This is a genomic window from Pseudomonas helleri, from assembly GCF_009600315.1.
Classification (GTDB): Bacteria; Pseudomonadota; Gammaproteobacteria; order Pseudomonadales; family Pseudomonadaceae; genus Aquipseudomonas; species Aquipseudomonas helleri_A.
Genome location: NZ_WIWC01000001.1, coordinates 233,340 through 256,630, shown reverse-complemented (window position 1 = coordinate 256,630; position 23,291 = coordinate 233,340). Strand labels below are relative to the sequence as shown.

At 55.8% G+C, this 23,291-nt stretch carries 20 protein-coding genes; 16 read left to right on the top strand and 4 right to left on the bottom strand.

Features of this window, described 5'->3' with window-relative positions; genetic code table 11:
• Positions 1 to 19 precede the first annotated feature (19 nt).
• On the bottom strand, positions 20 to 643 hold the full coding sequence (gene lolA / locus GHN86_RS01145) for an outer membrane lipoprotein chaperone LolA (RefSeq protein ID WP_153377309.1): 624 nt from the start codon (positions 641 to 643) through the stop codon (positions 20 to 22).
• Positions 644 to 694: 51 nt separating this feature from the next.
• On the bottom strand, positions 695 to 3,097 hold the full coding sequence (locus GHN86_RS01140) for a DNA translocase FtsK (RefSeq protein WP_153377308.1): 2,403 nt from the start codon (positions 3,095 to 3,097) through the stop codon (positions 695 to 697).
• A 415-nt stretch (positions 3,098 to 3,512) separates the two neighbouring features.
• On the opposite strand from GHN86_RS01140, the gene aat reads away from it, so the two are divergent.
• The 3 genes from aat to infA all read left to right on the top strand — a co-directional run bounded on the left by aat (position 3,513) and on the right by infA (position 5,306).
• Positions 3,513 to 4,199, top strand: a complete 687-nt coding sequence (gene aat, locus GHN86_RS01135) for a leucyl/phenylalanyl-tRNA--protein transferase (protein WP_153377307.1) — start codon at positions 3,513 to 3,515, stop codon at positions 4,197 to 4,199.
• 82 nt (positions 4,200 to 4,281) lie between these two features.
• Positions 4,282 to 4,989: an arginyltransferase gene (locus GHN86_RS01130; protein ID WP_153377306.1), complete on the top strand. Its 708-nt coding sequence runs from the start codon at positions 4,282 to 4,284 to the stop codon at positions 4,987 to 4,989.
• 98 nt (positions 4,990 to 5,087) lie between these two features.
• Positions 5,088 to 5,306 (top strand): translation initiation factor IF-1, encoded by a 219-nt coding sequence (gene infA / locus GHN86_RS01125; RefSeq protein ID WP_002553999.1) that lies wholly within the window; start codon positions 5,088 to 5,090, stop codon positions 5,304 to 5,306.
• 253 nt (positions 5,307 to 5,559) lie between these two features.
• On the opposite strand, the gene clpA is transcribed toward infA, so the two are convergent.
• Together clpA and clpS are read right to left on the bottom strand one after the other, a co-directional pair.
• Complete coding sequence (clpA, locus tag GHN86_RS01120; RefSeq protein WP_153377305.1) at positions 5,560 to 7,830, bottom strand: ATP-dependent Clp protease ATP-binding subunit ClpA; 2,271 nt, start codon at positions 7,828 to 7,830, stop codon at positions 5,560 to 5,562.
• A gap of 29 nt (positions 7,831 to 7,859) precedes the next feature.
• A complete protein-coding gene (gene clpS / locus GHN86_RS01115) occupies positions 7,860 to 8,222 on the bottom strand; it encodes an ATP-dependent Clp protease adapter ClpS (RefSeq protein ID WP_153377304.1) in 363 nt (120 codons plus the stop codon).
• Positions 8,223 to 8,448: 226 nt separating this feature from the next.
• On the opposite strand from clpS, the gene GHN86_RS01110 reads away from it, so the two are divergent.
• The 13 genes from GHN86_RS01110 to nuoC all read left to right on the top strand — a co-directional run bounded on the left by GHN86_RS01110 (position 8,449) and on the right by nuoC (position 23,291).
• Positions 8,449 to 8,727 carry a cold shock domain-containing protein gene (locus tag GHN86_RS01110; RefSeq protein WP_153377303.1) on the top strand — a complete coding sequence of 93 codons (279 nt, stop codon included), beginning with the start codon at positions 8,449 to 8,451 and terminating at the stop codon, positions 8,725 to 8,727.
• A 511-nt stretch (positions 8,728 to 9,238) separates the two neighbouring features.
• A complete protein-coding gene (locus GHN86_RS01105) occupies positions 9,239 to 11,461 on the top strand; it encodes an NADP-dependent isocitrate dehydrogenase (protein WP_153377302.1) in 2,223 nt (740 codons plus the stop codon).
• A 229-nt stretch (positions 11,462 to 11,690) separates the two neighbouring features.
• Positions 11,691 to 12,137, top strand: a complete 447-nt coding sequence (locus GHN86_RS01100; protein WP_153377301.1) for an NUDIX hydrolase — start codon at positions 11,691 to 11,693, stop codon at positions 12,135 to 12,137.
• A gap of 59 nt (positions 12,138 to 12,196) precedes the next feature.
• Positions 12,197 to 13,330 (top strand): tRNA 2-thiouridine(34) synthase MnmA, encoded by a 1,134-nt coding sequence (gene mnmA / locus GHN86_RS01095; protein WP_153377300.1) that lies wholly within the window; start codon positions 12,197 to 12,199, stop codon positions 13,328 to 13,330.
• On the top strand, positions 13,327 to 13,950 hold the full coding sequence (gene hflD / locus GHN86_RS01090) for a high frequency lysogenization protein HflD (protein ID WP_153377299.1): 624 nt from the start codon (positions 13,327 to 13,329) through the stop codon (positions 13,948 to 13,950). The genes mnmA and hflD overlap by 4 nt, the downstream gene beginning before the upstream one ends.
• Positions 13,951 to 14,076: 126 nt before the next feature.
• Positions 14,077 to 15,447, top strand: a complete 1,371-nt coding sequence (purB, locus tag GHN86_RS01085) for an adenylosuccinate lyase (RefSeq protein ID WP_095028382.1) — start codon at positions 14,077 to 14,079, stop codon at positions 15,445 to 15,447.
• Between the two features lie 83 nt (positions 15,448 to 15,530).
• Positions 15,531 to 16,697, top strand: coding sequence for a cupin domain-containing protein (locus GHN86_RS01080; protein WP_153377298.1), 1,167 nt, complete (start codon positions 15,531 to 15,533; stop codon positions 16,695 to 16,697).
• Positions 16,690 to 17,112, top strand: coding sequence for a GNAT family N-acetyltransferase (locus GHN86_RS01075; RefSeq protein WP_153377297.1), 423 nt, complete (start codon positions 16,690 to 16,692; stop codon positions 17,110 to 17,112). Before GHN86_RS01080 ends, GHN86_RS01075 begins: the two co-directional genes overlap by 8 nt.
• 218 nt (positions 17,113 to 17,330) lie before the next feature.
• Complete coding sequence (locus GHN86_RS01070) at positions 17,331 to 18,074, top strand: secretin N-terminal domain-containing protein (protein WP_153377296.1); 744 nt, start codon at positions 17,331 to 17,333, stop codon at positions 18,072 to 18,074.
• A 232-nt stretch (positions 18,075 to 18,306) separates the two neighbouring features.
• Positions 18,307 to 19,632, top strand: a complete 1,326-nt coding sequence (aceA, locus tag GHN86_RS01065) for an isocitrate lyase (protein WP_003446991.1) — start codon at positions 18,307 to 18,309, stop codon at positions 19,630 to 19,632.
• A 700-nt stretch (positions 19,633 to 20,332) separates the two neighbouring features.
• Positions 20,333 to 20,746, top strand: coding sequence for an NADH-quinone oxidoreductase subunit A (locus tag GHN86_RS01060; protein ID WP_003446990.1), 414 nt, complete (start codon positions 20,333 to 20,335; stop codon positions 20,744 to 20,746).
• 10 nt (positions 20,747 to 20,756) lie between these two features.
• Positions 20,757 to 21,431 (top strand): NuoB/complex I 20 kDa subunit family protein, encoded by a 675-nt coding sequence (locus GHN86_RS01055; RefSeq protein WP_016780200.1) that lies wholly within the window; start codon positions 20,757 to 20,759, stop codon positions 21,429 to 21,431.
• A gap of 75 nt (positions 21,432 to 21,506) precedes the next feature.
• A complete protein-coding gene (gene nuoC, locus GHN86_RS01050; protein ID WP_153377295.1) occupies positions 21,507 to 23,291 on the top strand; it encodes an NADH-quinone oxidoreductase subunit C/D in 1,785 nt (594 codons plus the stop codon).

Genomic DNA, 23,291 nt, shown 5'->3' with positions numbered 1-23,291 from the left:
CAAACCTCTTGTTCCAGGATTACTCCTGGATGACGTCAGCCCCTTTCGGGATGACGAACTTGAATTTACTGGCAGGGATCGGCTCGTTGGCCTTAACACCGCTAAACAGAATGTCAGTACGCTGACCTACGCTGTCAACCAGGCGCATGTTGTTGATCATGCCATTGCGAAAGGACAGGTTCAGCGAATCGAACAGCGTGTCTTTGGTCTTGGGCTTAAGGATAAATTCCATGACCTCGCCTGCCTGTTTCGAGCTGATATCAAAACTTTCACTGATCTTCGACACGTCACCCGACAACAGCAATGCCGGCGTCTGGGTCAGGCGCTGATCCAGCTTTTTGATGGTGGCCTGTTCCAGATCCGGGTCCCAGAGGGTCACTTTCTGGCCGTCGGAAATCATCGTTTGCTCTTGCGGGGCTTCGGTGTGCCAGTAGAACAGGCCAGGGCGCTGCACCGACATTTCGCCTTTGGTTTCCTGTAATCGTGTGCCACTGCCATCCAGCGTCAACTGCGAGAAGTTAGCCGTGATGGTCTTCGACTTCTCAAGCAACTGGCTCAAGCGAGTGACGTCCTGGGCATCAGCATGAGCTGAAAGTGACGAAAAAGCCAAAATCGGTAGCAACAACATGCTGGTAAAACGCATGAGAATCCTCATTGATTAGTTGAACGCCGCTCGCGGATACCCGCGAGCAGATCAATCGCGCATCGGAGCTGGCGCCAGCACTTCGCGCGAGCCATTAGTGTTCATTGCTGTGACCACACCGGCCATTTCCATGGACTCGATCATACGGGCGGCACGGTTATAGCCAATTTTAAGTTTGCGTTGCACGGCAGAGATGGAAGCGCGACGACTTTCCAGTACAAACTGAACGGCTTCGTCATACAGCGCGTCGGTCTCGCTGTCTTCGCTGCCTTCGCCACTGCCACCCTCAAAGCCACTGCCGGCCTCTTCAACGCCGTTAAGAATATCGTCGTTATAGTCCGGGCTGCCGCGCAGCTTCCACGCCTCAACCACACGGTGTACTTCTTCGTCAGATACAAATGCACCATGCACCCGAATCGGCAGGCTGGTGCCCGGCGGCATGTAAAGCATGTCACCGTGCCCCAACAACTGCTCGGCACCGCCTTGATCGATGATGGTGCGCGAGTCGATCTTGCTCGACACCTGGAACGCCATACGGGTCGGAATGTTGGCCTTGATCAGACCCGTGATCACATCCACCGACGGTCGCTGGGTGGCGAGAATCAAGTGGATGCCCGCCGCTCGTGCCTTCTGGGCAATACGGGCGATCAGCTCTTCAACCTTTTTGCCGACGATCATCATCATGTCGGCAAATTCGTCAACGACCACCACAATAGTCGGCAATTTGGTCAGCAAGGGCGCTTCGTCGTGAATGCTTTCACGCTTGTACAGCGGATCGGTCAGCGGTTCGCCCGCTGCCTCGGCATCTTTGATCTTCTGGTTGAAACCGGCCAGGTTACGTACGCCCATCTTGGCCATCAGCTTATAGCGGCGCTCCATCTCGGCAACGCTCCAACGCAGGGCATTGGCGGCGTCTTTCATGTCGGTCACGACCGGGCACAGCAGATGCGGGATGCCTTCGTAGATAGACAGCTCAAGCATTTTCGGGTCGATCATGATCAGCTTGGCGTCTTCCGGACCCGACTTGAAAAGGATCGACAAGATCATGGCGTTCACACCCACCGACTTACCGGAACCTGTCGTACCGGCCACCAGCAAGTGCGGCATTTTAGCGAGGTCGGTGATCACCGGCTTGCCACCAATGTCGTGGCCCAAAGCCAAGGTCACAGGTGATTTAGCGTTGTCGAACTCAGGCGTGGACAGTACTTCACTGAAACGTACGATCTGACGATCTTCGTTAGGGATTTCGATACCGACCGTGGTTTTGCCCGGAATGACTTCAACCACCCGAACACTGGTCACAGCCAGTGAACGCGCCAGGTCTTTGGCCAAGTTGGCAATACGGCTGACCTTGACCCCGGCTGCGGGTTGAATTTCGTAGCGGGTAATCACCGGGCCGGGATGGATCGAGTCAACAGCGACTTCTACCCCGAACTCCTTGAGCTTGATTTCAAGCAAGTGGCCCACGGCCGCCAAGGATTCCGGTGAATAGTTGAGTTGTTTTTTCTCAGCTGGATCCAGAATGGAAATGGGAGGCAAAGTGCCTTCAACGGCGCTGTCGACAAACAAGGGCGCTTGCTTCTCTTTCTGCACGCGCTTGCTGGGTTCAGGCGCTTTGGTCGGTACCGGCGTGATCACCGCCGGCACATGTTTTTCGCGCTCGGACATATGTTTGGTCAGCGCCTGTTCGCGTTCGATCAAACGCTCTTTGGCCTTGGCCTGTTCACGTTTATCGGAAACGCTGGGGGCAACCACTTCATTGACGCGGGTGTCGACCTCACGCAATTGAGCAACCAGTTGCTTGCGCTCGTTACGGTCCGACCACCAGCGGTTGGCAGCGCCCTGGATGAGTTCAAACAGGTCGAGGGTAATTTTGCCGGTCATGTCCATGACCTTGAACCATGAAAGGTCCGTAAACACCGTCAAACCGAACAGGAACAAGGCAATCAGCAATAGGGTGCTGCCCTGGATATTCAAGGCATTCTTGGCCAGATCGCCCAGGCTTTCGCCCAGCGCTCCCCCCGCGCCTGCCGGCAGGCCCGAGGCCGAATGAAAATGTATGTGAGCCAGTGCCGCACCCGAGAGCACCAGAAACAGCAACCCGACCAGACGCCACGAAAACAACAGACCGCTCCATTGCCACGGCTGATGCCGTTCACGGAAGATCTGATACGCCTTGACTGCCAACAACAGCGGGAAGATATAAGCGAAGTAGCCGAGCACCATGAACAGGATGTCAGCGCTGTAGGAACCCGCAGGCCCACCGAAGTTCTGCACATCGACAATACGGCTGTTGTGGCTCCAGCCAGGGTCATCCTTGGCGTAGGTCAGCAAGGCCATGATCATAAACAGGCAGAGGGCGCCGATAGCAATCAGTGCACCTTCCTTAAGCCGGTAGTGCAATTGCTGACGCCAGAGAGGAACTACTTTGGGTGCTGCTGTGGATTTCTTCAAAACGGGTCTTTTCCTGCGCCTGTGGCGCGCCCAACTATTAATTGACTAAATTGACTGCAAGGAACTACGCGTGTCGAGCAGATAACTCGTTAACACCAGACACTGGACTCGCGCTGCATGCCGCTTTGTACTATCAACCACCGTTGTCAGCGCGGGTACGCATGCAGTTTAGATCAGCTCAAACAGGCGGGCCATTGTACGGGTTTAAGCCGCTGATGCCACGCCGACACATGCGTCGGGCCAGTGAGTGCCCGAAATGCCTGTGAAGCCCTGATTTGAGCATGCATTATCTTTTGTGACAAAGACTTATAGCACTGTAAAACAGCAACTGATTCCAAATGGCAGATCGATTGAGACCGCATTGGCGCAGTAGAGTTGCAGGCGCCCTCCCCCCACCTGCGCAAGACTAATTACCATGCTGACCTGGTTAAAACGCGACACCCTTACATTTCCGCCGCTGACCAAGGCCATGCGCGAGCCCAACGGGCTGCTGGCGGCAGGCGGAGACTTGTCAGCAGACCGCTTGGTTCAGGCGTATCGTCATGGCTGTTTCCCTTGGTTCTCCGAAGGCCAGCCTATCCTCTGGTGGTCGCCAGATCCACGCACAGTACTGTTCCCCGAGGAACTGCATGTGTCGCGCAGCATGGCCAAGCTTTTGCGCCAGCAACGCTATCAGGTGAGCTTTGATCGCGATTTCAAGGCGGTCATACAAGCCTGTGCCGGCCCTCGACGCGATGCAGATGGCACATGGATCACTGACGACATGCAAAATGCCTACACCGAGCTCCACGCCCGCGGCCATGCACACTCTGTGGAAGTGTGGGACAACGGCGAACTGGTTGGAGGGCTGTATGGGTTGGCAATGGGCCAGCTTTTTTTTGGCGAATCCATGTTCAGTCGTGCTGACAACGCATCAAAATTTGGCTTTATCACGCTGGCAAGACACCTTCAGGCATGGGGCTTCGTACTGATCGACTGCCAAATGCCGACGCCTCACCTGGAAAGCCTGGGCGCACGATCCATCCCGCGCCGAGAGTTTGCCGACTACTTGCGCGACCATCTGGACCAACCTACAACGGCACAGTGGGACTTAAACCTATAAGAGCTACAAGATACCGAGTGTTTTACAGACGATTTTTGCGCACTGTCTTACACTTAATTCAAAGATTTCCCGAGGGCCAATCATGACCGAGCTGGCGCGTTTGAAGTTTTATGCCACTCAACCTCACGTTTGCAGCTACCTGCCCGAAGAACAGGCTACAACGCTGTTTCTCGACCCCAGCCAGCCAATGGATGTGCAGGTCTATGCCGACTTGTCCGAAATGGGCTTTCGACGCAGCGGCGATCACCTTTACCGACCCCATTGTCTGAAGTGCGATGCCTGCACGGCTGCGCGCATTCCAGTGGCACGATTTGCCCCCAATCGTCAGCAAAAACGCATCATGAAGCGCAATGCCGACTTACAGGTTACGGCGGTAAAGCCGTGCTTCAGCGAAGAAAACTTCGATCTGTATCAGCGCTATATCGAACAGCGACATGCCGATGGCGACATGTACCCGCCGAGCCGCGATCAGTTTTCGACTTTTCTGGTGCGTGACCTGCCGTTCTCGACGTTTTATGAATTCCGTCTCGATGGACGCTTGCTGGCCGTTGCCGTGACCGATGTGCTGCCTAACGGCTTATCGGCTGTTTACACCTTCTACGAACCCGAGGAAGAACGCCGCAGCCTGGGTCGTTACGGGATTCTCTGGCAGATCGCAGAAACCCGGCGCATGGGGCTTGATAACCTGTACCTGGGGTACTGGATCAAGGACTGCAAAAAGATGAATTACAAGACTGAATACCGCCCGATTGAGCTGCTGATAAATCAGAGATGGAGCAGTGTTAACTGAACCCTTGGCTTAAACCCCATTTTTCGGGCACAATGCACGCCGCTTTTGCCTGGCGCAGTTGCACCGGGCCATTCATTGGACACCGAGGGCTTTACTGCATGTCGAAAGAAGACAGCTTCGAAATGGAAGGCACTGTCGTCGACACCCTGCCCAACACCATGTTTCGTGTGGAGTTGGAAAATGGGCACGTCGTAACCGCGCATATTTCCGGCAAGATGCGCAAGAACTACATTCGTATTCTTACCGGCGACAAAGTGCGCGTCGAGCTGACGCCCTATGACTTGAGCAAAGGGCGCATCACTTACCGCGCTCGTTAATCAAGTCAATACAAAACGCCCGGTTCTGCCGGGCGTTTTTGTTTGTCTGCGATTTGTGGTCTGAAGATCAAAAGCCCACCCTCACCCCAACCCTCTCCCAAAGGGAGAGGGAGCTGGTCGGGCGGCCTGAAAACTGATCACCGAACCTGAAATCGACTGAATCAGTCCCCTCTCCCTCTGGGAGAGAGCTAGGGTGAGGGTATTTCGATCAAAAAAAAGCGCCTTTCGGCGCTTTTCCTGTTTCAGAGCTAGATCAAGCCATTTCAACGGCTGTTTCAAACTCGAAGGTCAGCTCCCCGTCGACCAGGTCGATGTGAACCACACCGCCATGATCAGCCAGTTCACCAAAGAGTATTTCTTCAGCCAGCGGACGCTTGATCTTGTCCTGAATCAAACGCGCCATTGGCCGCGCGCCCATCTGCACATCGTAGCCTCCCGCCGCCAACCAGCCACGTGCGGCGTCGGTAACCACCAACTGCACATGCTTGTCGTCCAATTGCGCCTGCAACTCGGTGAGAAACTTGTCCACCACGTGCTTGATCACCTCATGGCTGAGGCGACCAAACTGGATGATGGTATCCAGACGGTTGCGGAACTCGGGCGTAAAGCTCTTCTTAATGGCTTCCATCGCATCGGTTGCATGGTCCTGCACCGTAAAGCCGATTGAGGCCCGCGAAGCCGTTTCAGCACCCGCGTTGGTGGTCATGATGACGATCACATTGCGGAAGTCCGCCTTGCGCCCGTTGTTATCGGTCAACGTGCCGTGATCCATGACCTGCAACAGCAGGTTGAAGACTTCAGGATGCGCCTTCTCGATTTCATCCAGCAGCAACACACAATGCGGTTGCTTGCTGATGGCTTCAGTCAACAACCCACCCTGATCGAAGCCCACATAACCCGGAGGAGCACCGATAAGGCGTGAAACGGTGTGACGCTCCATGTATTCCGACATGTCGAAACGCAGCAGTTCAACACCCAAAGCCTTGGCCAACTGACGAGCCGCTTCGGTTTTACCGACACCGGTCGGGCCTGCAAACAGGAACGAACCCACTGGCTTGTCAGGCGCCTTCAGCCCGGCCCGCGACAGCTTGATGGCCGTCGACAGTGAATCAATGGCTGCATCCTGACCAAACACGGTCATTTTCAAGTCGCGCTCAAGGTTACGCAGCAGTTCTTTGTCAGAACTGGATACGTGCTTAGGCGGAATACGGGCAATTTTTGCCACGATATCTTCGACTTGCTGCACATCGATGCGCTTGACGCGCTTCTCAACCGGCTGCAAGCGCTGGTAAGCGCCCGCTTCGTCAATGACATCAATCGCCTTGTCAGGCATATGCCGATCATTGATATAGCGCGACGCCAGCTCGGCAGCGGCGCGCAAGGCTTCATCGCTGTATTCGATACTGTGATGCTGTTCGAAGCGGCCTTTAAGGCCACGCAGAATGCCGATGGTGTCTTCAACCGAAGGTTCGGAAACATCCACTTTCTGGAAACGACGCGCCAAGGCACGGTCTTTTTCGAAAATACCGCGAAATTCCTGGAACGTCGTCGAACCAATGCACCGTATATCGCCCGAAGACAACAGTGGCTTGAGCAGGTTAGACGCATCCATCACACCGCCCGAGGCAGCACCCGCACCAATGATGGTGTGAATTTCGTCGATGAACAAAATCGCCTGAGGACGTTTTTTCAGTTCGCCGAGCAGCGCTTTGAAACGCTTTTCGAAATCGCCGCGGTATTTAGTACCCGCGAGCAGCGCACCCAGATCAAGGGAATAGACAATGCTGTTCGCCAGCAAGTCAGGCACTTGATTATCAACGATGCGCTTGGCCAGCCCTTCAGCAATCGCGGTTTTACCCACGCCTGCCTCACCGACCAGCAGCGGATTGTTTTTACGTCGACGCGCAAGGATTTGAGCAACGCGCTCAACTTCCATTTCACGCCCGACCAATGGGTCAATACGCCCCTGACGAGCCAGTTCGTTCAGATTACTGGCATAGGCATCCAGAGGATTGCTGGAAGAGGACGACTCACCGCCTTCCTCATCCTGCATTTCATGCTCCCCGTCAGAGTGATCACCCTGCCCTGGCACTTTGGAAATGCCATGGGCAATAAAGTTGACGACATCGATACGGGCAACGCTCTGCTGCTTGAGCAGAAACACTGCCTGGCTTTCCTGTTCGCTGAAAATCGCAACCAGAACGTTGGCACCGGTCACTTCACGCTTGCCGGAGCTTTGCACATGGAAAACAGCACGTTGCAAGACACGCTGAAAGCCCAGTGTTGGCTGGGTTTCACGGTCTTCATCGTGGACAGGAATCAAAGGGGTGGTGGAATCAATAAACTCTTGCAGGTCATGCTTGAGTTTGTCGAGGTTTGCGCCACAGGCGCGTAGAACGGTTGCGGCCGCCTCGTTATCCAGTAGCGCTAGAAGGAGGTGCTCAACCGTCATGAATTCATGACGCTTGGAGCGGGCTTCCTTAAAGGCAAGATTGAGGGTGACTTCGAGCTCGCGATTTAACATGGCTTCACCTCATACCCAAGTGGTCGGCGTTAACCGTCCTTCTCGATTTCACAGAGTAGCGGATGCTGGCTTTCGCGTGCGTACTGATTTACCTGCGCTGCCTTGGTTTCAGCAATGTCGCGGGTATAGATACCACACACAGCCCGTCCTTCTGTATGAACGGCCAGCATGACCTTGGTCGCCAATTCGCGATTCAAGTTAAAAAACACCTCAAGTATCTCGACAACGAAATTCATGGGTGTGTAGTCATCGTTGAACAAAACCACCTTGTACATAGGCGGCACCTGAAGCGCAGGCTTAGCCTCTTGCACAGCCAAGCCAGCGGAATCGTCGTCATCAAAACCGGGCTGATCCTGATTGAATGTTAGTCGAATCTGGCTAATTGCATGCATGGAAAGAAAGGTTCGTCATTGATCGATTACAGTGATGGAGGCAAGCACATTAAATTTCAACTGTACCTGCCGCGTGACCTTGACTATCGGTAAAACGGTGTTACAACCAATAGGGCCCACAGTGGGTAGTAAAGGCCCGCGCAGTCAACCACATTTACTGGTTTTTGTGCGAATGAACTGGATGATACTCCAGTGATGGAGTCGTTTGCAGCAGAGGGATATGAGTATGCAAGGCAAGGTCAAGTGGTTCAACAACGCCAAGGGCTTCGGCTTCATTAATACGCAAGCCAAGGAAGGCATCGATGAACACGGTAACGCGATCGATTTTTTTGCTCATTTTTCGGCGATCAATATGGATGGTTACAAGACGCTCAAGGCTGGCCAGCCAGTGAGCTTTGAAATCATTCAGGGCCCCAAAGGCCTCCACGCCGTAGCCATCACTGATGCGAAGGCCATTGCGCCGCACGCGGTGACCGAAACCGAGGGGCAACCCCTTGCTGTCTGACATGACGACAAGAAAACGGTCCACACCTATAAAAATTTGAAAAAAACCGCCTGACCGAGAATTCGAGCAGGCGGTTTTTTTATGCTTCGCAGCTGTATCCAAGCCCAAAAAACAGTTATATGAGCGCTTGAAATACAGAAAAAATGATTGACTCAGAGCAAGCCGTGCTCGATGAAAACACCGTATTCACTGGGTACGCCGCTATAAACAGCGCGCTCTTAGACCAATTGATGACCCGCGATTCACCACACCCCTCGCAGCAACCTGAGGGACCTATGTATACTGCGGCCGGTGACCATCGAGTCACCGAGCAACACCTATTGAATTGAGTCTTTCAGGCCTAGAAAGGCTGAGCCGTTACCCCGGTTCGACCGCTTGACGCTCTACTGATGCATTCACATCACCGCGAAGAACCTCGACTTTCGGCTCATTGTTCACTGTGAACGAAAGCGCCTACCCTGCGCATCTCGAGTATCTGAGCACGCTCAGCAAAGAAGAGAGTTAATCCGAAATGCCCAACCGTTCGAAGATCATTTATACCTTCACCGACGAAGCTCCGGCGCTCGCCACCTACTCACTGCTGCCTATCATTGAAGCGTTTACGGCCACCGCCAATATTGATGTCGAAACGCGAGACATCTCTCTGGCCGGTCGAATCCTCGCCAGCTTCCCCGAGCAATTGGGTGCCAAGGCTGTACCCGACCACCTCGCCGAACTGGGCGCGCTGGCCGTTACACCTGAAGCCAACATCATCAAGCTGCCTAACATCAGCGCCTCGGTCCCGCAATTGCAGGCCGCCATCAAAGAACTGCAAGCGCAGGGCTTTGACATTCCGGACTACCCGGAAACCGTGACCACTGACGCCGAGAAAGAAATCAAAGCGCGTTACAGCAAGGTCATGGGCAGCGCCGTAAACCCGGTACTGCGCGAAGGCAACTCTGACCGCCGCGCTCCGCTGTCGGTCAAAAACTATGCTCGCAAGCACCCGCACAAAATGGGCGCCTGGAAAGCAGACTCCAAGTCCCACGTAGCTCACATGAGCGAAGGCGACTTCTACGGCAGCGAAAAAGCCGCCCTGATCGAAGCCCCTGACACCGTTAAAATCGAACTGATCGCTCAAGACGGCACCACCACCGTCCTGAAAGAAAAAACCGCCGTTCAAGCCGGCGAGATCATCGATTGCTCGGTCATGAGCAAAAAAGCCCTGCGCGAATTCGTAGCGGCTGAAATCGAAGACGCCAAGAAACAAGGCGTGCTGTTCTCGGTGCACTTGAAAGCCACCATGATGAAGGTTTCCGACCCGATCATGTTTGGTCAGATCGTGGCTGAGTTCTACAAGGACGCGCTGGAAAAACACGCTGACGTCCTGAAAGAAATCGGTTTCAACCTGAACAACGGCATTGGCGACCTGTACGCACGCATCAAAGCGCTGCCAGCCGAGAAGCAAGCTGAAATCGAAGCTGACATCGAGGCCGTATACGCCAACCGCCCTGCGCTGGCGATGGTCAACTCCGACAAAGGCATCACCAACCTGCACGTGCCAAGCGACGTGATCGTCGACGCATCGATGCCAGCGATGATCCGTGACTCGGGCAAAATGTGGGGCGCTGACGGCCAGCTGCACGACACCAAGGCGGTGATCCCGGATCGCTGCTACGCCACCATCTATCAGGCAACCATCGAAGACTGCAAGCAACACGGCGCCTTCGATCCGACCACCATGGGCAGCGTGCCTAACGTTGGCCTGATGGCACAGAAAGCCGAAGAGTACGGCTCCCACGACAAAACCTTCCAGATCAAGACGGACGGTGTTGTACGTGTGACCGACAGCAACGGCAATGTGCTGATGGAGCAAAAGGTCGCTGAAGGCGATATCTGGCGCATGTGCCAGGCCAAAGATGCGCCGATCCGCGACTGGGTCAAACTGGCCGTCAACCGCGCACGCGCCAGCAACACGCCTGCCGTGTTCTGGCTCGACCCTAAGCGCAGCCACGACGCGCTGATGATCAAGAAGGTTGAAACCTACCTGAAGGATCACGACACCAGCGGTCTGGACATTCGCATCATGGCGCCGGTCGATGCCATGAAGTTCACTCTGGAGCGCACCCGTAAAGGCCTGGACACTATCTCGGTGACCGGCAACGTGTTGCGCGACTACCTGACTGACCTGTTCCCGATCATGGAACTGGGCACCAGCGCCAAAATGCTGTCGATCGTACCGCTGATGAATGGTGGCGGTCTGTTTGAAACCGGCGCAGGCGGCTCGGCTCCGAAGCACGTGCAACAGCTGCTGGAAGAAAACTTCCTGCGCTGGGACTCGCTGGGTGAATTCCTGGCACTGGCAGCCTCCCTTGAGCACTTGGGTACCACCTACAACAACCCGAAAGCGTTGGTGTTGGCCAAGACTCTGGATCAGGCTACCGGTCAGTTCCTCGACAACAACAAATCGCCATCGCGCAAAGTCGGCAACATCGACAACCGCGGTAGCCACTTCTACCTGGCGCTGTACTGGGCACAAGCCCTGGCTGCTCAGACAGAAGACAAAGAGCTGCAAGCCCAATTTGCCCCTGTGGCAAAAGCCATGGCCGAGAACGAGGCAAAAATTGTTGCCGAACTCAACGCTGTGCAGGGCAAACCTGTAGACATCGGTGGTTACTACCACGCGGATGCCGACAAGGTCAGCCAAGTAATGCGCCCTAGCGCCACACTGAACGCGATTATCGCTTCCGTGTAAGAGCAACAGGCAACAACACAAAACCCGGCCCACGACGCCGGGTTTTGTGTTTTTGGACACGACTATCTCGTAGCAGCTGCCGAAGGCTGCGTCCGACGACGTAGACGTCGTAAAATCAATACCTGCAATTTGTCAGTTACACCGCACACTCAGGATTTACGATTGCTTCGCAACCGGACGCAGCCTTCGGCAGCTGCTACGTACAATTCATTACAAAGAGAACAACTTAATGGAATGGAAACCCCACATCACCGTCGCCACAGTCGTCGAAGACAATGGCCGCTTCCTGATGGTTGAAGAATTGAAACGCGACCGCGCAGTGCTCAACCAGCCGGCCGGCCATCTGGACCCGAATGAAAGCCTGATCGACGCGGCTATCCGTGAAACCCTCGAAGAAACCGGTTACGACGTTGAACTGACCGGCGTGATTGGCATTTATCTGTACACCGCTCCCAGCAATGGTGTGACATACCAACGCGTCTGCTTTGCCGGCAAAGCCATCAAGCACCACCCCGAATACACACTGGACACCGGCATCATCGGGCCACAATGGCTGACCCGCGACGAGCTGTTGGCCCAGCGCGATCGCTGGCGCAGCGAGCTGACCTTGCAATGCATAGACGATTATTTGAGCGGCAAACTGTTCGACCTCTCGTTAATCCGCCCTTCGGTTTAGCCTTGAGCGCTCGGGCCTGCTAGAATCGCGTCCTTTTTAAAGACACTCATTGAATCCTTATGCGTGATCCAGCCTTAGTCGCCCCCGAAAAACAGCGCGTCATCGTCGGCATGTCCGGCGGTGTCGACTCTTCCGTTTCCGCCGTTCTGCTCATGGAGCAGGGCTATCAGGTGGAAGGCCTGTTCATGAAGAACTGGGAGGAAGACGACGGAACGGATTACTGCACCGCCATGGATGATCTGGCAGACGCCCAGGCCGTGTGCGACAAGATTGGCATCAAACTGCACACCGCCAACTTTGCCGCCGAATACTGGGACAACGTGTTCGAGCATTTCCTGGCCGAATACAAAGCCGGACGCACGCCGAACCCGGACATCCTGTGCAACCGCGAAATCAAGTTCAAGGCGTTCCTTGACTACGCCCTGATGCTGGGCGCCGACCTGATTGCCACGGGCCACTACGTGCGTCGTCGCGACATTGACGGCCGTACCGAGCTGCTCAAGGGCCTTGATCCGAACAAGGATCAAAGCTACTTCCTGCACGCGGTCGGCGGTGAGCAAATTGCCCGCACCCTGTTCCCGGTGGGCGAACTCGAAAAACCCGAGGTGCGTCAAATAGCCGAGAAGCACGGGCTGGCCACCGCCAAGAAGAAAGACTCCACCGGTATCTGCTTTATTGGCGAACGACGCTTCAGCGACTTCCTCAAGCAGTACCTGCCCGCACAACCGGGCGTGATCAAGACCACCGAAGGTGAAGTCATCGGCCGTCACCATGGCCTGATGTACCACACCATCGGCCAGCGTCAGGGGCTGGGCATCGGCGGCCTCAAGGACGCCAGCGACGAGCCGTGGTACGTGTTGTTCAAAGACCTGGAGAACAACGAGTTGATCGTAGGTCAGGGCAACGATCATCCGTGGCTGTTTTCACGCGCCCTGCTCGCTTCTGAAATTTTCTGGGTCAATCCGATCGACCTGAGCAGCCCGCTGCGCCTGACCGCCAAGGTTCGTTATCGCCAAAGCGACCAGCCCTGCACGCTGGAAAAAACCGCAGACGGTTATCGCGCCACATTCGATGACCCACAGCGTGCCGTCACCCCCGGTCAATCGGTGGTGTTTTACGACGGCGAAGTATGTCTGGGCGGCGGCGTGATCGAAGTGGCCGAGCCCTGGACCAGCAAAGGCAACCAGGCATGAACACCACCCAGGAGCAGTTGGTAGCCCTTGGCGGCGTCTTCTTGGCTGCCGTACTGGTCGACAAGATCGCTAAAACCGGTCAAGTCGGCGAAGCCGAATTAGCCTGCATGCTGGGGACCCTGCTGGTTCGCGACCCCAAGGACACGCTTGAAGTGTTTGGCGGCGACGACAGCCACCTGCGTGAAGGTTATCGCGCCCTGATTGGCGCCCTTGAACGCGACCCCAACACCCTGCAACGCGAACCATTGCGCTACGCGCTGTCGATGCTGGGCCTGGAGCGCCAACTGGCCAAGCGTGATGACATGCTGGAACTGATCGGTAAACGCCTGCCGCAGATTCAGTCTCAAGTCGAACATTTCGGCCCGGCCCACGAAAACGTGGTCGCGGCCTGCGGTGCGCTGTATCAAGACACGCTAAGCACCTTGCGCCAGCGTATTCAGGTGCATGGCGACATGCGCAATCTGCAACAACCGAGCAACGCCTCGAAAATTCGCGCCCTGCTGCTGGCCGGCATCCGCTCAGCACGCCTGTGGCGTCAATTGGGTGGCCATCGCTGGCAGTTGGTCATCAGCCGCCGCAAGCTGCTCAAAGAGCTCTACCCGATGCTGCGCGGTCACTGACAGACCCGGCCGGACACTTTTTAACATCGATACGCGTATGACGCCGGTCACTTGGCAACGGACCGGCCGTTTTTTTCATGTATGATACGCGCCCCATTTCGTTGCCCGACTGTCCGAGAACACCCCATGAAGCTTTCTTCGCTCACTGCGGTTTCCCCTGTTGACGGCCGCTACGCCGGCAAAACCCAGGCTTTGCGCCCAATTTTCAGCGAATACGGCCTGATCCGTGCTCGCGTTCTGGTTGAAGTTCGCTGGCTCCAGCGCCTGGCTGCTCACGCCGCCATCCCTGAAGTCCCGGCGTTCTCCGCCGAAGCCAACGCCGTTCTCAATGAACTGGCCGAAAACTTCTCTCTGGAGCACGCCGAGCGTGTCAAAGAGATCGAGCGCACCACCAACCACGACGTTAAAGCCATTGAGTATCTACTCAAGGAACAGGCCGCCAAGTTGCCTGAACTGGCCAACGTCAGTGAATTCATCCACTTTGCCTGCACCAGCGAGGACATCAACAACCTGTCCCACGCCCTGATGCTGCGCGAAGGCCGTGATGATGTGATGCTGCCGCTGATGCGCCAGACCGCACAGGCTATCCGTGAACTGGCAATCAAGTTCGCCGACGTGCCGATGCTGTCGCGCACCCACGGCCAACCGGCTTCGCCAACCACACTGGGTAAAGAACTGGCCAACGTGGTTTACCGTCTTGAGCGTCAAATCGCTCAGGTCGCTGCTGTACCGTTGCTGGGCAAGATCAACGGCGCCGTCGGCAACTACAACGCTCACCTGTCGGCTTACCCGCAGATCGACTGGGAAGAGAACGCCCGCGCCTTCATCGAAGACGAGCTGGGTCTGGGTTTCAACCCGTACACCACTCAGATCGAACCGCACGACTACATCGCCGAGTTGTTCGACGCCATCGCCCGCTTCAACACCATCCTGATCGACTTCGACCGCGATATCTGGGGTTACATCTCCCTGGGCTACTTCAAGCAGCGCACCATCGCAGGCGAAATCGGCTCATCGACCATGCCGCACAAGGTCAACCCGATTGACTTCGAAAACTCCGAAGGCAACCTGGGCATCGCCAACGCCCTGTTCCAGCATTTGGCCAGCAAGTTGCCAATCTCCCGCTGGCAGCGCGACCTGACTGACTCCACCGTACTGCGCAATCTCGGCGTGGGCTTTGCTCACAGCGTGATTGCCTACGAAGCCAGCCTCAAAGGCATCAGCAAACTGGAGCTTAACGCCCAGAAAATCGCTGCCGACCTGGACGCTTGCTGGGAAGTTCTGGCCGAGCCGATTCAGACCGTGATGCGTCGCTACAACATTGAAAACCCGTACGAAAAGCTCAAAGAGCTGACGCGCGGCAAGGGCATCAGCCCAGAAGCACTGCAAACTTTCATCGACGGCCTTGAAATGCCGGAAGCGGCGAAAGCCGAGCTGAAGCTGCTCACGCCTGCCAACTACATTGGTAACGCGGTCGAACAGGCCAAGCGCATCTGATCGCTGCAACGACCTACTAACGCCCGGCCGTGCCGGGCGTTTTTATTCCCGATTACAAAGTGCAATTTTTCAATAGGTTACACATGAATCCTGATACTCCTCTTCAAATCCTGGGCGGCATCACTGCGCGCGAGTTCCTGCGCGACTACTGGCAGAAGAAGCCGTTGCTGATCCGTCAGGCCATTCCTGACTTCGAAAGCCCGATTGATGCCGACGAATTGGCTGGCCTGGCACTTGAAGAAGAAGTCGAGTCGCGCCTGGTCATCGAGCACGGCGAGCGTCCATGGGAATTACGCCGCGGCCCGTTTGCAGAAGACGAATTCGGCAAACTGCCCGAGCGCGAATGGACGCTGCTGGTTCAAGCGGTTGATCAATTCGTACCCGAAGTGGGAGAACTGCTGGAAAATTTCCGTTTTCTGCCAAGCTGGCGCATTGACGATGTGATGATCAGCTACGCAGCCCCGGGTGGCAGCGTTGGCCCTCACTTCGACAACTATGACGTGTTCCTGCTGCAAGGCGCCGGCAAGCGTCACTGGCAGATCGGCCAGATGTGCGATTCCGAGAGCAAGCTGCTGGAACACGCCGATCTGCGCATTCTGGCCGACTTCCAGGCCACCGATGAGTGGACGCTGGAACCGGGCGACATGCTCTACCTGCCGCCCCGCCTGGCGCACTGCGGCGTAGCCGTTGATGACTGCTTGACCTACTCCGTGGGCTTCCGCGCACCGAGCGCGGCAGAGGTATTGACGCACTTCACCGACTTCCTCAGCCAGTACCTGCCTGATGAAGAGCGCTACACCGACGCTGACGCCCAGCCGGTGAGCGACCCGCATCAAATCCAGCATGACGCCCTTGATCGTCTCAAAGGCTTGCTCGCCGAGCACATGAGCGACGAGCGCATGCTACTGACCTGGTTCGGCCAATTCATGACCGAGCCACGTTATCCGGAACTCGTGACAGGCCCCGAACTCGAAGAAGAAGACTTGCTGGGCAGCCTGGAACAGGGCGCCGTTCTGATTCGCAACCCGAGCGCGCGTCTGGCCTGGTCAGAAGTGGACGAAGACCTGCTACTGTTCGCCAGCGGTCAAAGCCGCCTGCTGCCGGGTAAGCTGCGTGAGCTGCTGAAAATGATCTGCGCTGCCGACGCCCTGCACAGTGACAACCTCGGGCCATGGTTGGCTGATGAAGATGGACGCAACCTGCTCTGTGAGCTGGTCAAACAAGGAAGCCTGGGATTCGCTGATGAATAAAATTCGCGTACGTGTCGCCAATTGGCAAAAGGACATCGCCGACCTTCGACGCATTCGTGAGGCGGTATTTATTAATGAACAACAGGTCCCACCTGAGCTTGAATGGGACTCTGACGACGCTGAAGCCGTGCATTTTCTGGCCTATGAAGGCGACTATGCCATCGGTACAGCGCGCTTATTGCTCGACGGCCATATCGGCCGTGTCTCTGTCCTCAAGGACTGGCGCGGTTTGAAAGTCGGTGATGCGCTGATGAATGCGGCGGTCAGCGAAGCAGAAAAGCGCGGACTCAAGCAGCAAATGCTCAGCGCACAAGTGCACGCCTCGGCGTTTTACGAGCGGCTGGGCTTTAATATCGTCAGCGAAGAATTCCTGGAAGCGGGTATTCCTCATGTTGATATGGTACGGGTGAGCTGACCTGACCCTCCCGTAGCAGTTGCCGAAGGCGACGTCCGATTGCGAGGCGATCGTAAATCCAGCCAATGTGAACACAGGATTTACGACGGCTTCGCCGCCGAACGCAGCCTTCGGCAGCTGCTACGGATTAGCAACGCCCTGCCATCTTCGGATCGCAGGGCGTTTTGCTATCTGGCACACTCTGCTGTGACCTTTCACGCATTGCGGAGCTTACGGACATGTCCCTGCGCACATTCATCGCCAGCCTGTTACTGCTCACCAGCAGCTTTGCTTTGGCCGACACCCAAGTCATCACTCTGCAAAACCGCACCAGCACTGACCTTCTGCCTATCGCACAAAACTTTATAGGCAAGAACGGCACAGTCAGTGCCTACGGCAATCAGTTGATCGTCGAGGCATCGGCCTCAAAAATCAAAAACCTCCAGAACCTGCTCAGTCAACTCGACAAACCCGCCAAGCGCCTGCTGATCACCGTCGATACCCGTGACGATAACCTGCATCTAAACAGCCGCAGTACTCGCGTTTACAGCACGGCAAGCCGCGATGGCGGTACTCAGCAAATTCAAGCGACAGAGGGTGTTCCTGCATTTATTCAAACCGGGCAAAGTGTGCCGCTCACCAGCACCCAGACAGATGGCTATGGCCGTTTGTTGACGCAGACCGAATACCGAAATGTGACGCGAGGCTTTTATGTCACCGCAACAGTGACGGGTACCACGGTGCATCTGGCGATCAGCACTCAGCGCGACCGCATGAGCCAGGAGCAGCCTGATGTAGTGGACGTTCAGAATGCCGACACACAGATCAGCGGACCTCTGGGCAAGTGGATCACTGTCGCGGGTATCAATGGTCAGAACCAGACCGCACAACAGGGTGAAACCCTTACCTACTCTACCCAAAGCCGTGATGACATGACCGTACGGGTAAAAGTCGACACCCTTGACCCAAGGGCCCAAAACTGACCACTGAGTCGTATTAGACTAAATATGTAGTGCCATAAAAAAAGCACTACAAAGTATTTGACGACGCAAAAATGCAAAGGCATGATGGCCCCGCTCCCGCGAATCAGAGGCCTTGTAGAAGACCTCTGAATGCAGCTAGCGAGAAGCCATTCACGCACTTACACAAACAACATTGATGTGTGCCTGGTGGAGCAAACTTTCAACCCAGACCTATGCGACGAGGTTTATCACCATGGCACTGACACGCGAACAGCAAATTGCAGCCCTTGAAAAAGACTGGGCCGAAAATCCACGCTGGAAAGGCGTGACTCGCGATTATTCCGCTGCTGACGTGGTCCGCCTGCGCGGCTCGGTACAACCCGAGCACACCTTTGCAAAAATGGGCGCTGACAAGCTGTGGAAACTGGTGACACAGGGCGCACACCCGTCCTTCCGTCCCGAGAAAGATTTCGTCAACTGCATGGGCGCCCTGACCGGGGGCCAGGCAGTACAACAGGTTAAAGCCGGTATCCAGGCTATTTACCTGTCGGGCTGGCAAGTGGCGGCAGACAACAACTCTGCCGAATCCATGTACCCCGATCAGTCGCTGTACCCGGTCGACTCCGTTCCAACCGTGGTTAAGCGTATTAACAACTCGTTCCGCCGTGCCGACCAGATTCAGTGGAAAGCCGGTAAAAACCCGGGCGATCAAGGTTATATCGACTACTTTGCACCGATTGTTGCCGATGCCGAGGCCGGTTTCGGCGGCGTTCTGAACGCTTATGAGCTGATGAAAAGCATGATCGAAGCAGGCGCCGCGGGTGTTCACTTCGAAGATCAGCTGGCTTCGGTCAAAAAATGCGGTCACATGGGCGGCAAGGTTCTGGTACCTACTCAAGAAGCGGTACAAAAGTTGACGGCTGCCCGTCTGGCGGCTGACGTTGCTGGCACCCCGACCATCATCCTGGCCCGCACCGACGCCAACGCGGCTGACCTGCTGACCTCCGATTGCGACCCGTACGACCAACCATTCGTTACAGGCGAACGCACCAAGGAAGGCTTCTACAAAGTACGCGCCGGTCTGGATCAAGCGATCGCTCGTGGCCTGGCTTACGCCCCATATGCTGACCTGATCTGGTGTGAAACCGCCAAGCCGGATCTGGACGAAGCCCGTCGCTTTGCTGAAGCGATCAAAAAGGAATACCCGGACCAACTGCTGTCGTACAACTGCTCGCCTTCCTTCAACTGGAAGAAAAACCTGGACGACGCGACCATCGCCAAGTTCCAGCGCGAACTGTCAGCAATGGGCTACAAGCACCAGTTCATTACACTGGCGGGTATCCACAACATGTGGCACAGCATGTTCAACCTGGCGCACGACTACGCCCGCAACGACATGACTGCCTACGTGAAATTGCAAGAGCAGGAATTTGCTGATGCCGCCAAAGGCTACACCTTTGTCGCGCACCAGCAGGAAGTGGGCACCGGTTATTTCGATGACATGACCACCGTGATTCAGGGTGGATCGTCTTCGGTCACCGCTCTTACCGGCTCGACGGAAGAAGAACAGTTCCACTGATAGTGGAACCCCGGCCATTGCCCAGCCTGTAAAGAACAAACGCAATGCCTTTAACGTGAAGCCCCGACTGGTTCGGGGCTTTTTTTTGACTCGCAGATAACCAGTCTCGCGTAGCAGCTGCCGTAGGAACGAGGCTGCGTCCGGCGTGATACGGCACCCCGGCGTAGTCGTGGTAAATTTTGCGAGTCAGATTTGACTATTACACCAGAGCGTCAGTTCTTAAGGCGGCTTCGCCGCCTAACGCAGCCTCGTTCCTACGGCAGCTGCTACGAGACCAGAGCACCTCTTTCCACCAAAACACTGACCCAGATCCATACCTCAAACGCCTGAACAGGTTAAAAAGCCAAGTTCCAAACTTGCTATCCGCGCGTATATAAGCCAAGTTCCAGACACCTGCGACATAGCGACACAACAAACAATCACTTAAACGATATTAATTATCATTACGAATTGCTTTTGTTGAATACATGAACACGTGTACAGAAACACTGAAAACCGCTGTAACGCACGCACAGTAAGGGCTACATAGACATTGACAGAGGTTCTACAACTAAAGGACTGAATTAATTCATCTTAGAAAATTTACTTGCTGGGTGTTTAGCCATAAAATCCCGCCCATCAATTGCGCTGCGACATTTCGTCACTGCTTTATTACCTTTTCAAGCTCAGAGACGCGTGTTCTCTGTTAAGGATTTCCAGCATGCCCGAAGCGACAGGACTCATAGCCCACAACTGGGGCTTTGCCATTTTCCTTCTCGGCGTTGTCGGCCTTTGCGCCTTCATGCTCGGCGTGTCCAGCCTCCTTGGGTCAAAAGCCTGGGGTCGCAGCAAAAATGAACCGTTCGAATCCGGCATGCTGCCCACCGGTGGCGCCCGCTTGCGGCTCTCAGCCAAATTCTATCTGGTCGCGATGCTGTTCGTGATCTTCGATATCGAAGCCCTCTTTCTCTTTGCATGGTCTGTGTCTGTACGCGAAAGCGGCTGGACCGGATTCGTCGAAGCTCTCGTTTTCATAGCAATTCTGTTGGCAGGCCTTGTCTACCTATTTCGGGTGGGTGCTCTTGATTGGGCACCGGAAGCTCGTCGTAAGCGGCAGGCCAAGCTGAAACAATGAGGCTTTGGCAATGCAATACGAACTTACCAGGATCGACCCGGACGCTCCTAACGAGCAGTATCCGATCGGCACACGGGAAACCGTTGCTGATCCGTTAGAAGATCAAGTCCACAAAAACATTTTCATGGGCAAGCTTGAAGACGTGCTGAACGGCACGGTCAACTGGGGGCGTAAAAACTCCCTGTGGCCGTACAACTTCGGCCTGTCGTGCTGCTACGTGGAAATGACCACCGCCTTCACGGCGCCCCACGACATCGCGCGCTTTGGCGCCGAGGTTATCCGGGCATCGCCGCGTCAGGCGGATTTCATGGTTATTGCCGGGACCTGCTTCATCAAGATGGCGCCGATCATTCAGCGTCTCTATGAGCAAATGCTTGAACCAAAATGGGTGATATCCATGGGTTCGTGCGCCAACTCCGGCGGCATGTACGACATCTACTCCGTGGTTCAAGGGGTCGACAAGTTCTTGCCTGTGGACGTTTACGTACCCGGCTGCCCGCCCCGCCCAGAGGCTTTTCTGCAAGGCTTGATGCTCTTGCAAGAGTCGATTGGCCAGGAGCGTCGCCCCCTTTCCTGGGTTGTTGGCGAGCAAGGCGTTTACCGCGCCGAGATGCCATCGCAAAAGGAACAGCGCCGCGAACAGCGTATTCAGGTGACCAACCTGCGCAGCCCCGACGAAGTCTGACCCAGAGCCGTTTCTAATCAATAGAACGAATCACTGGCTTCATTCTTTACGTTGAACGAAAGCGATAAAAAAACCATGACTACAGGCTCCGCTCTGTACATCCCGCCTTACAAGGCTGACGACCAAGATGTGGTCGTTGAATTGAACAACCGTTTTGGCCCTGAAGCGTTCACCGCACAGGCCACGCGCACCGGCATGCCGGTGCTTTGGGTTGCCCGCGCCAAACTGGTCGAAGTGCTGACCCACCTGCGTAACCTGCCAAAACCTTACGTCATGCTTTATGACTTGCACGGTGTGGACGAGCGCCTGCGCACCAAGCGTCAGGGCTTGCCATCGGGCGCAGACTTCACCGTCTTCTACCACCTGATGTCGCTGGAACGTAACAGCGATGTGATGATCAAGGTGGCGCTATCTGAAGGCGATCTGAGCCTGCCGACCGTGACCGGTATCTGGCCAAACGCCAACTGGTACGAGCGTGAGGTGTGGGACATGTTCGGCATCGACTTCAAAGGTCATCCTCACCTGTCGCGCATCATGATGCCGCCGACCTGGGAAGGTCACCCGCTGCGCAAGGACTTCCCGGCCCGCGCCACCGAGTTCGACCCGTACAGCCTGAGCCTGGCAAAAATTCAGCTGGAAGAAGAAGCCGCGCGCTTCAAGCCGGAAGACTGGGGCATGAAACGCTCCGGTGAAAACGAGGACTACATGTTCCTCAACCTGGGGCCGAACCACCCTTCGGCTCACGGTGCCTTCCGCATCATCCTGCAATTGGACGGCGAAGAAATCGTCGACTGCGTGCCAGACATCGGCTACCACCACCGTGGTGCCGAAAAAATGGCTGAACGCCAGTCCTGGCACAGCTTCATCCCGTACACCGACCGTATCGACTACCTCGGCGGCGTGATGAACAACCTGCCCTATGTGCTTTCGGTCGAGAAGCTCGCTGGCATCAAAGTGCCGGACCGGGTCGACACCATCCGCATCATGATGGCCGAGTTCTTCCGTATCACCAGCCACTTGCTGTTCCTGGGGACATACATCCAGGACGTGGGCGCCATGACCCCGGTGTTCTTCACCTTCACCGACCGTCAGCGCGCTTACAAAGTGATCGAAGCCATTACCGGTTTTCGTCTGCACCCGGCCTGGTACCGCATTGGTGGTGTTGCCCACGACCTGCCGAACGGCTGGGATCGTCTGGTCAAGGAATTCATCGACTGGATGCCCAAGCGTCTGGACGAGTACCAGAAAGCCGCTTTGGACAACAGCATCCTGCGCGGTCGTACCATCGGCGTCGCCGCCTACAACACCAAAGAAGCCCTGGAATGGGGCGTTACTGGTGCTGGCCTGCGCTCCACCGGCTGCGATTTCGACGTGCGTAAAGCGCGCCCGTACTCGGGTTATGAGAACTTCGAATTTGAAGTGCCGCTGGCGGCCAATGGCGATGCCTATGACCGCTGCATCGTGCGCGTCGAAGAAATGCGCCAGAGCCTGAAGATCATCGAGCAGTGCATGCGCAACATGCCAGCCGGCCCGTACAAGGCGGATCACCCGCTGACCACGCCGCCGCCTAAAGAACGCACGCTGCAACATATCGAGACCTTGATCACGCACTTCCTGCAAGTTTCGTGGGGCCCGGTGATGCCGGCCAACGAATCCTTCCAGATGATCGAAGCGACCAAGGGCATCAATAGTTATTACCTGACGAGCGATGGCGGCACCATGAGCTACCGCACCCGGATTCGCACCCCAAGCTTCCCGCACCTGCAGCAGATCCCTTCGGTGATCAAAGGTGAAATGGTCGCGGACTTGATTGCGTACCTGGGTAGTATCGATTTCGTTATGGCCGACGTGGACCGCTAA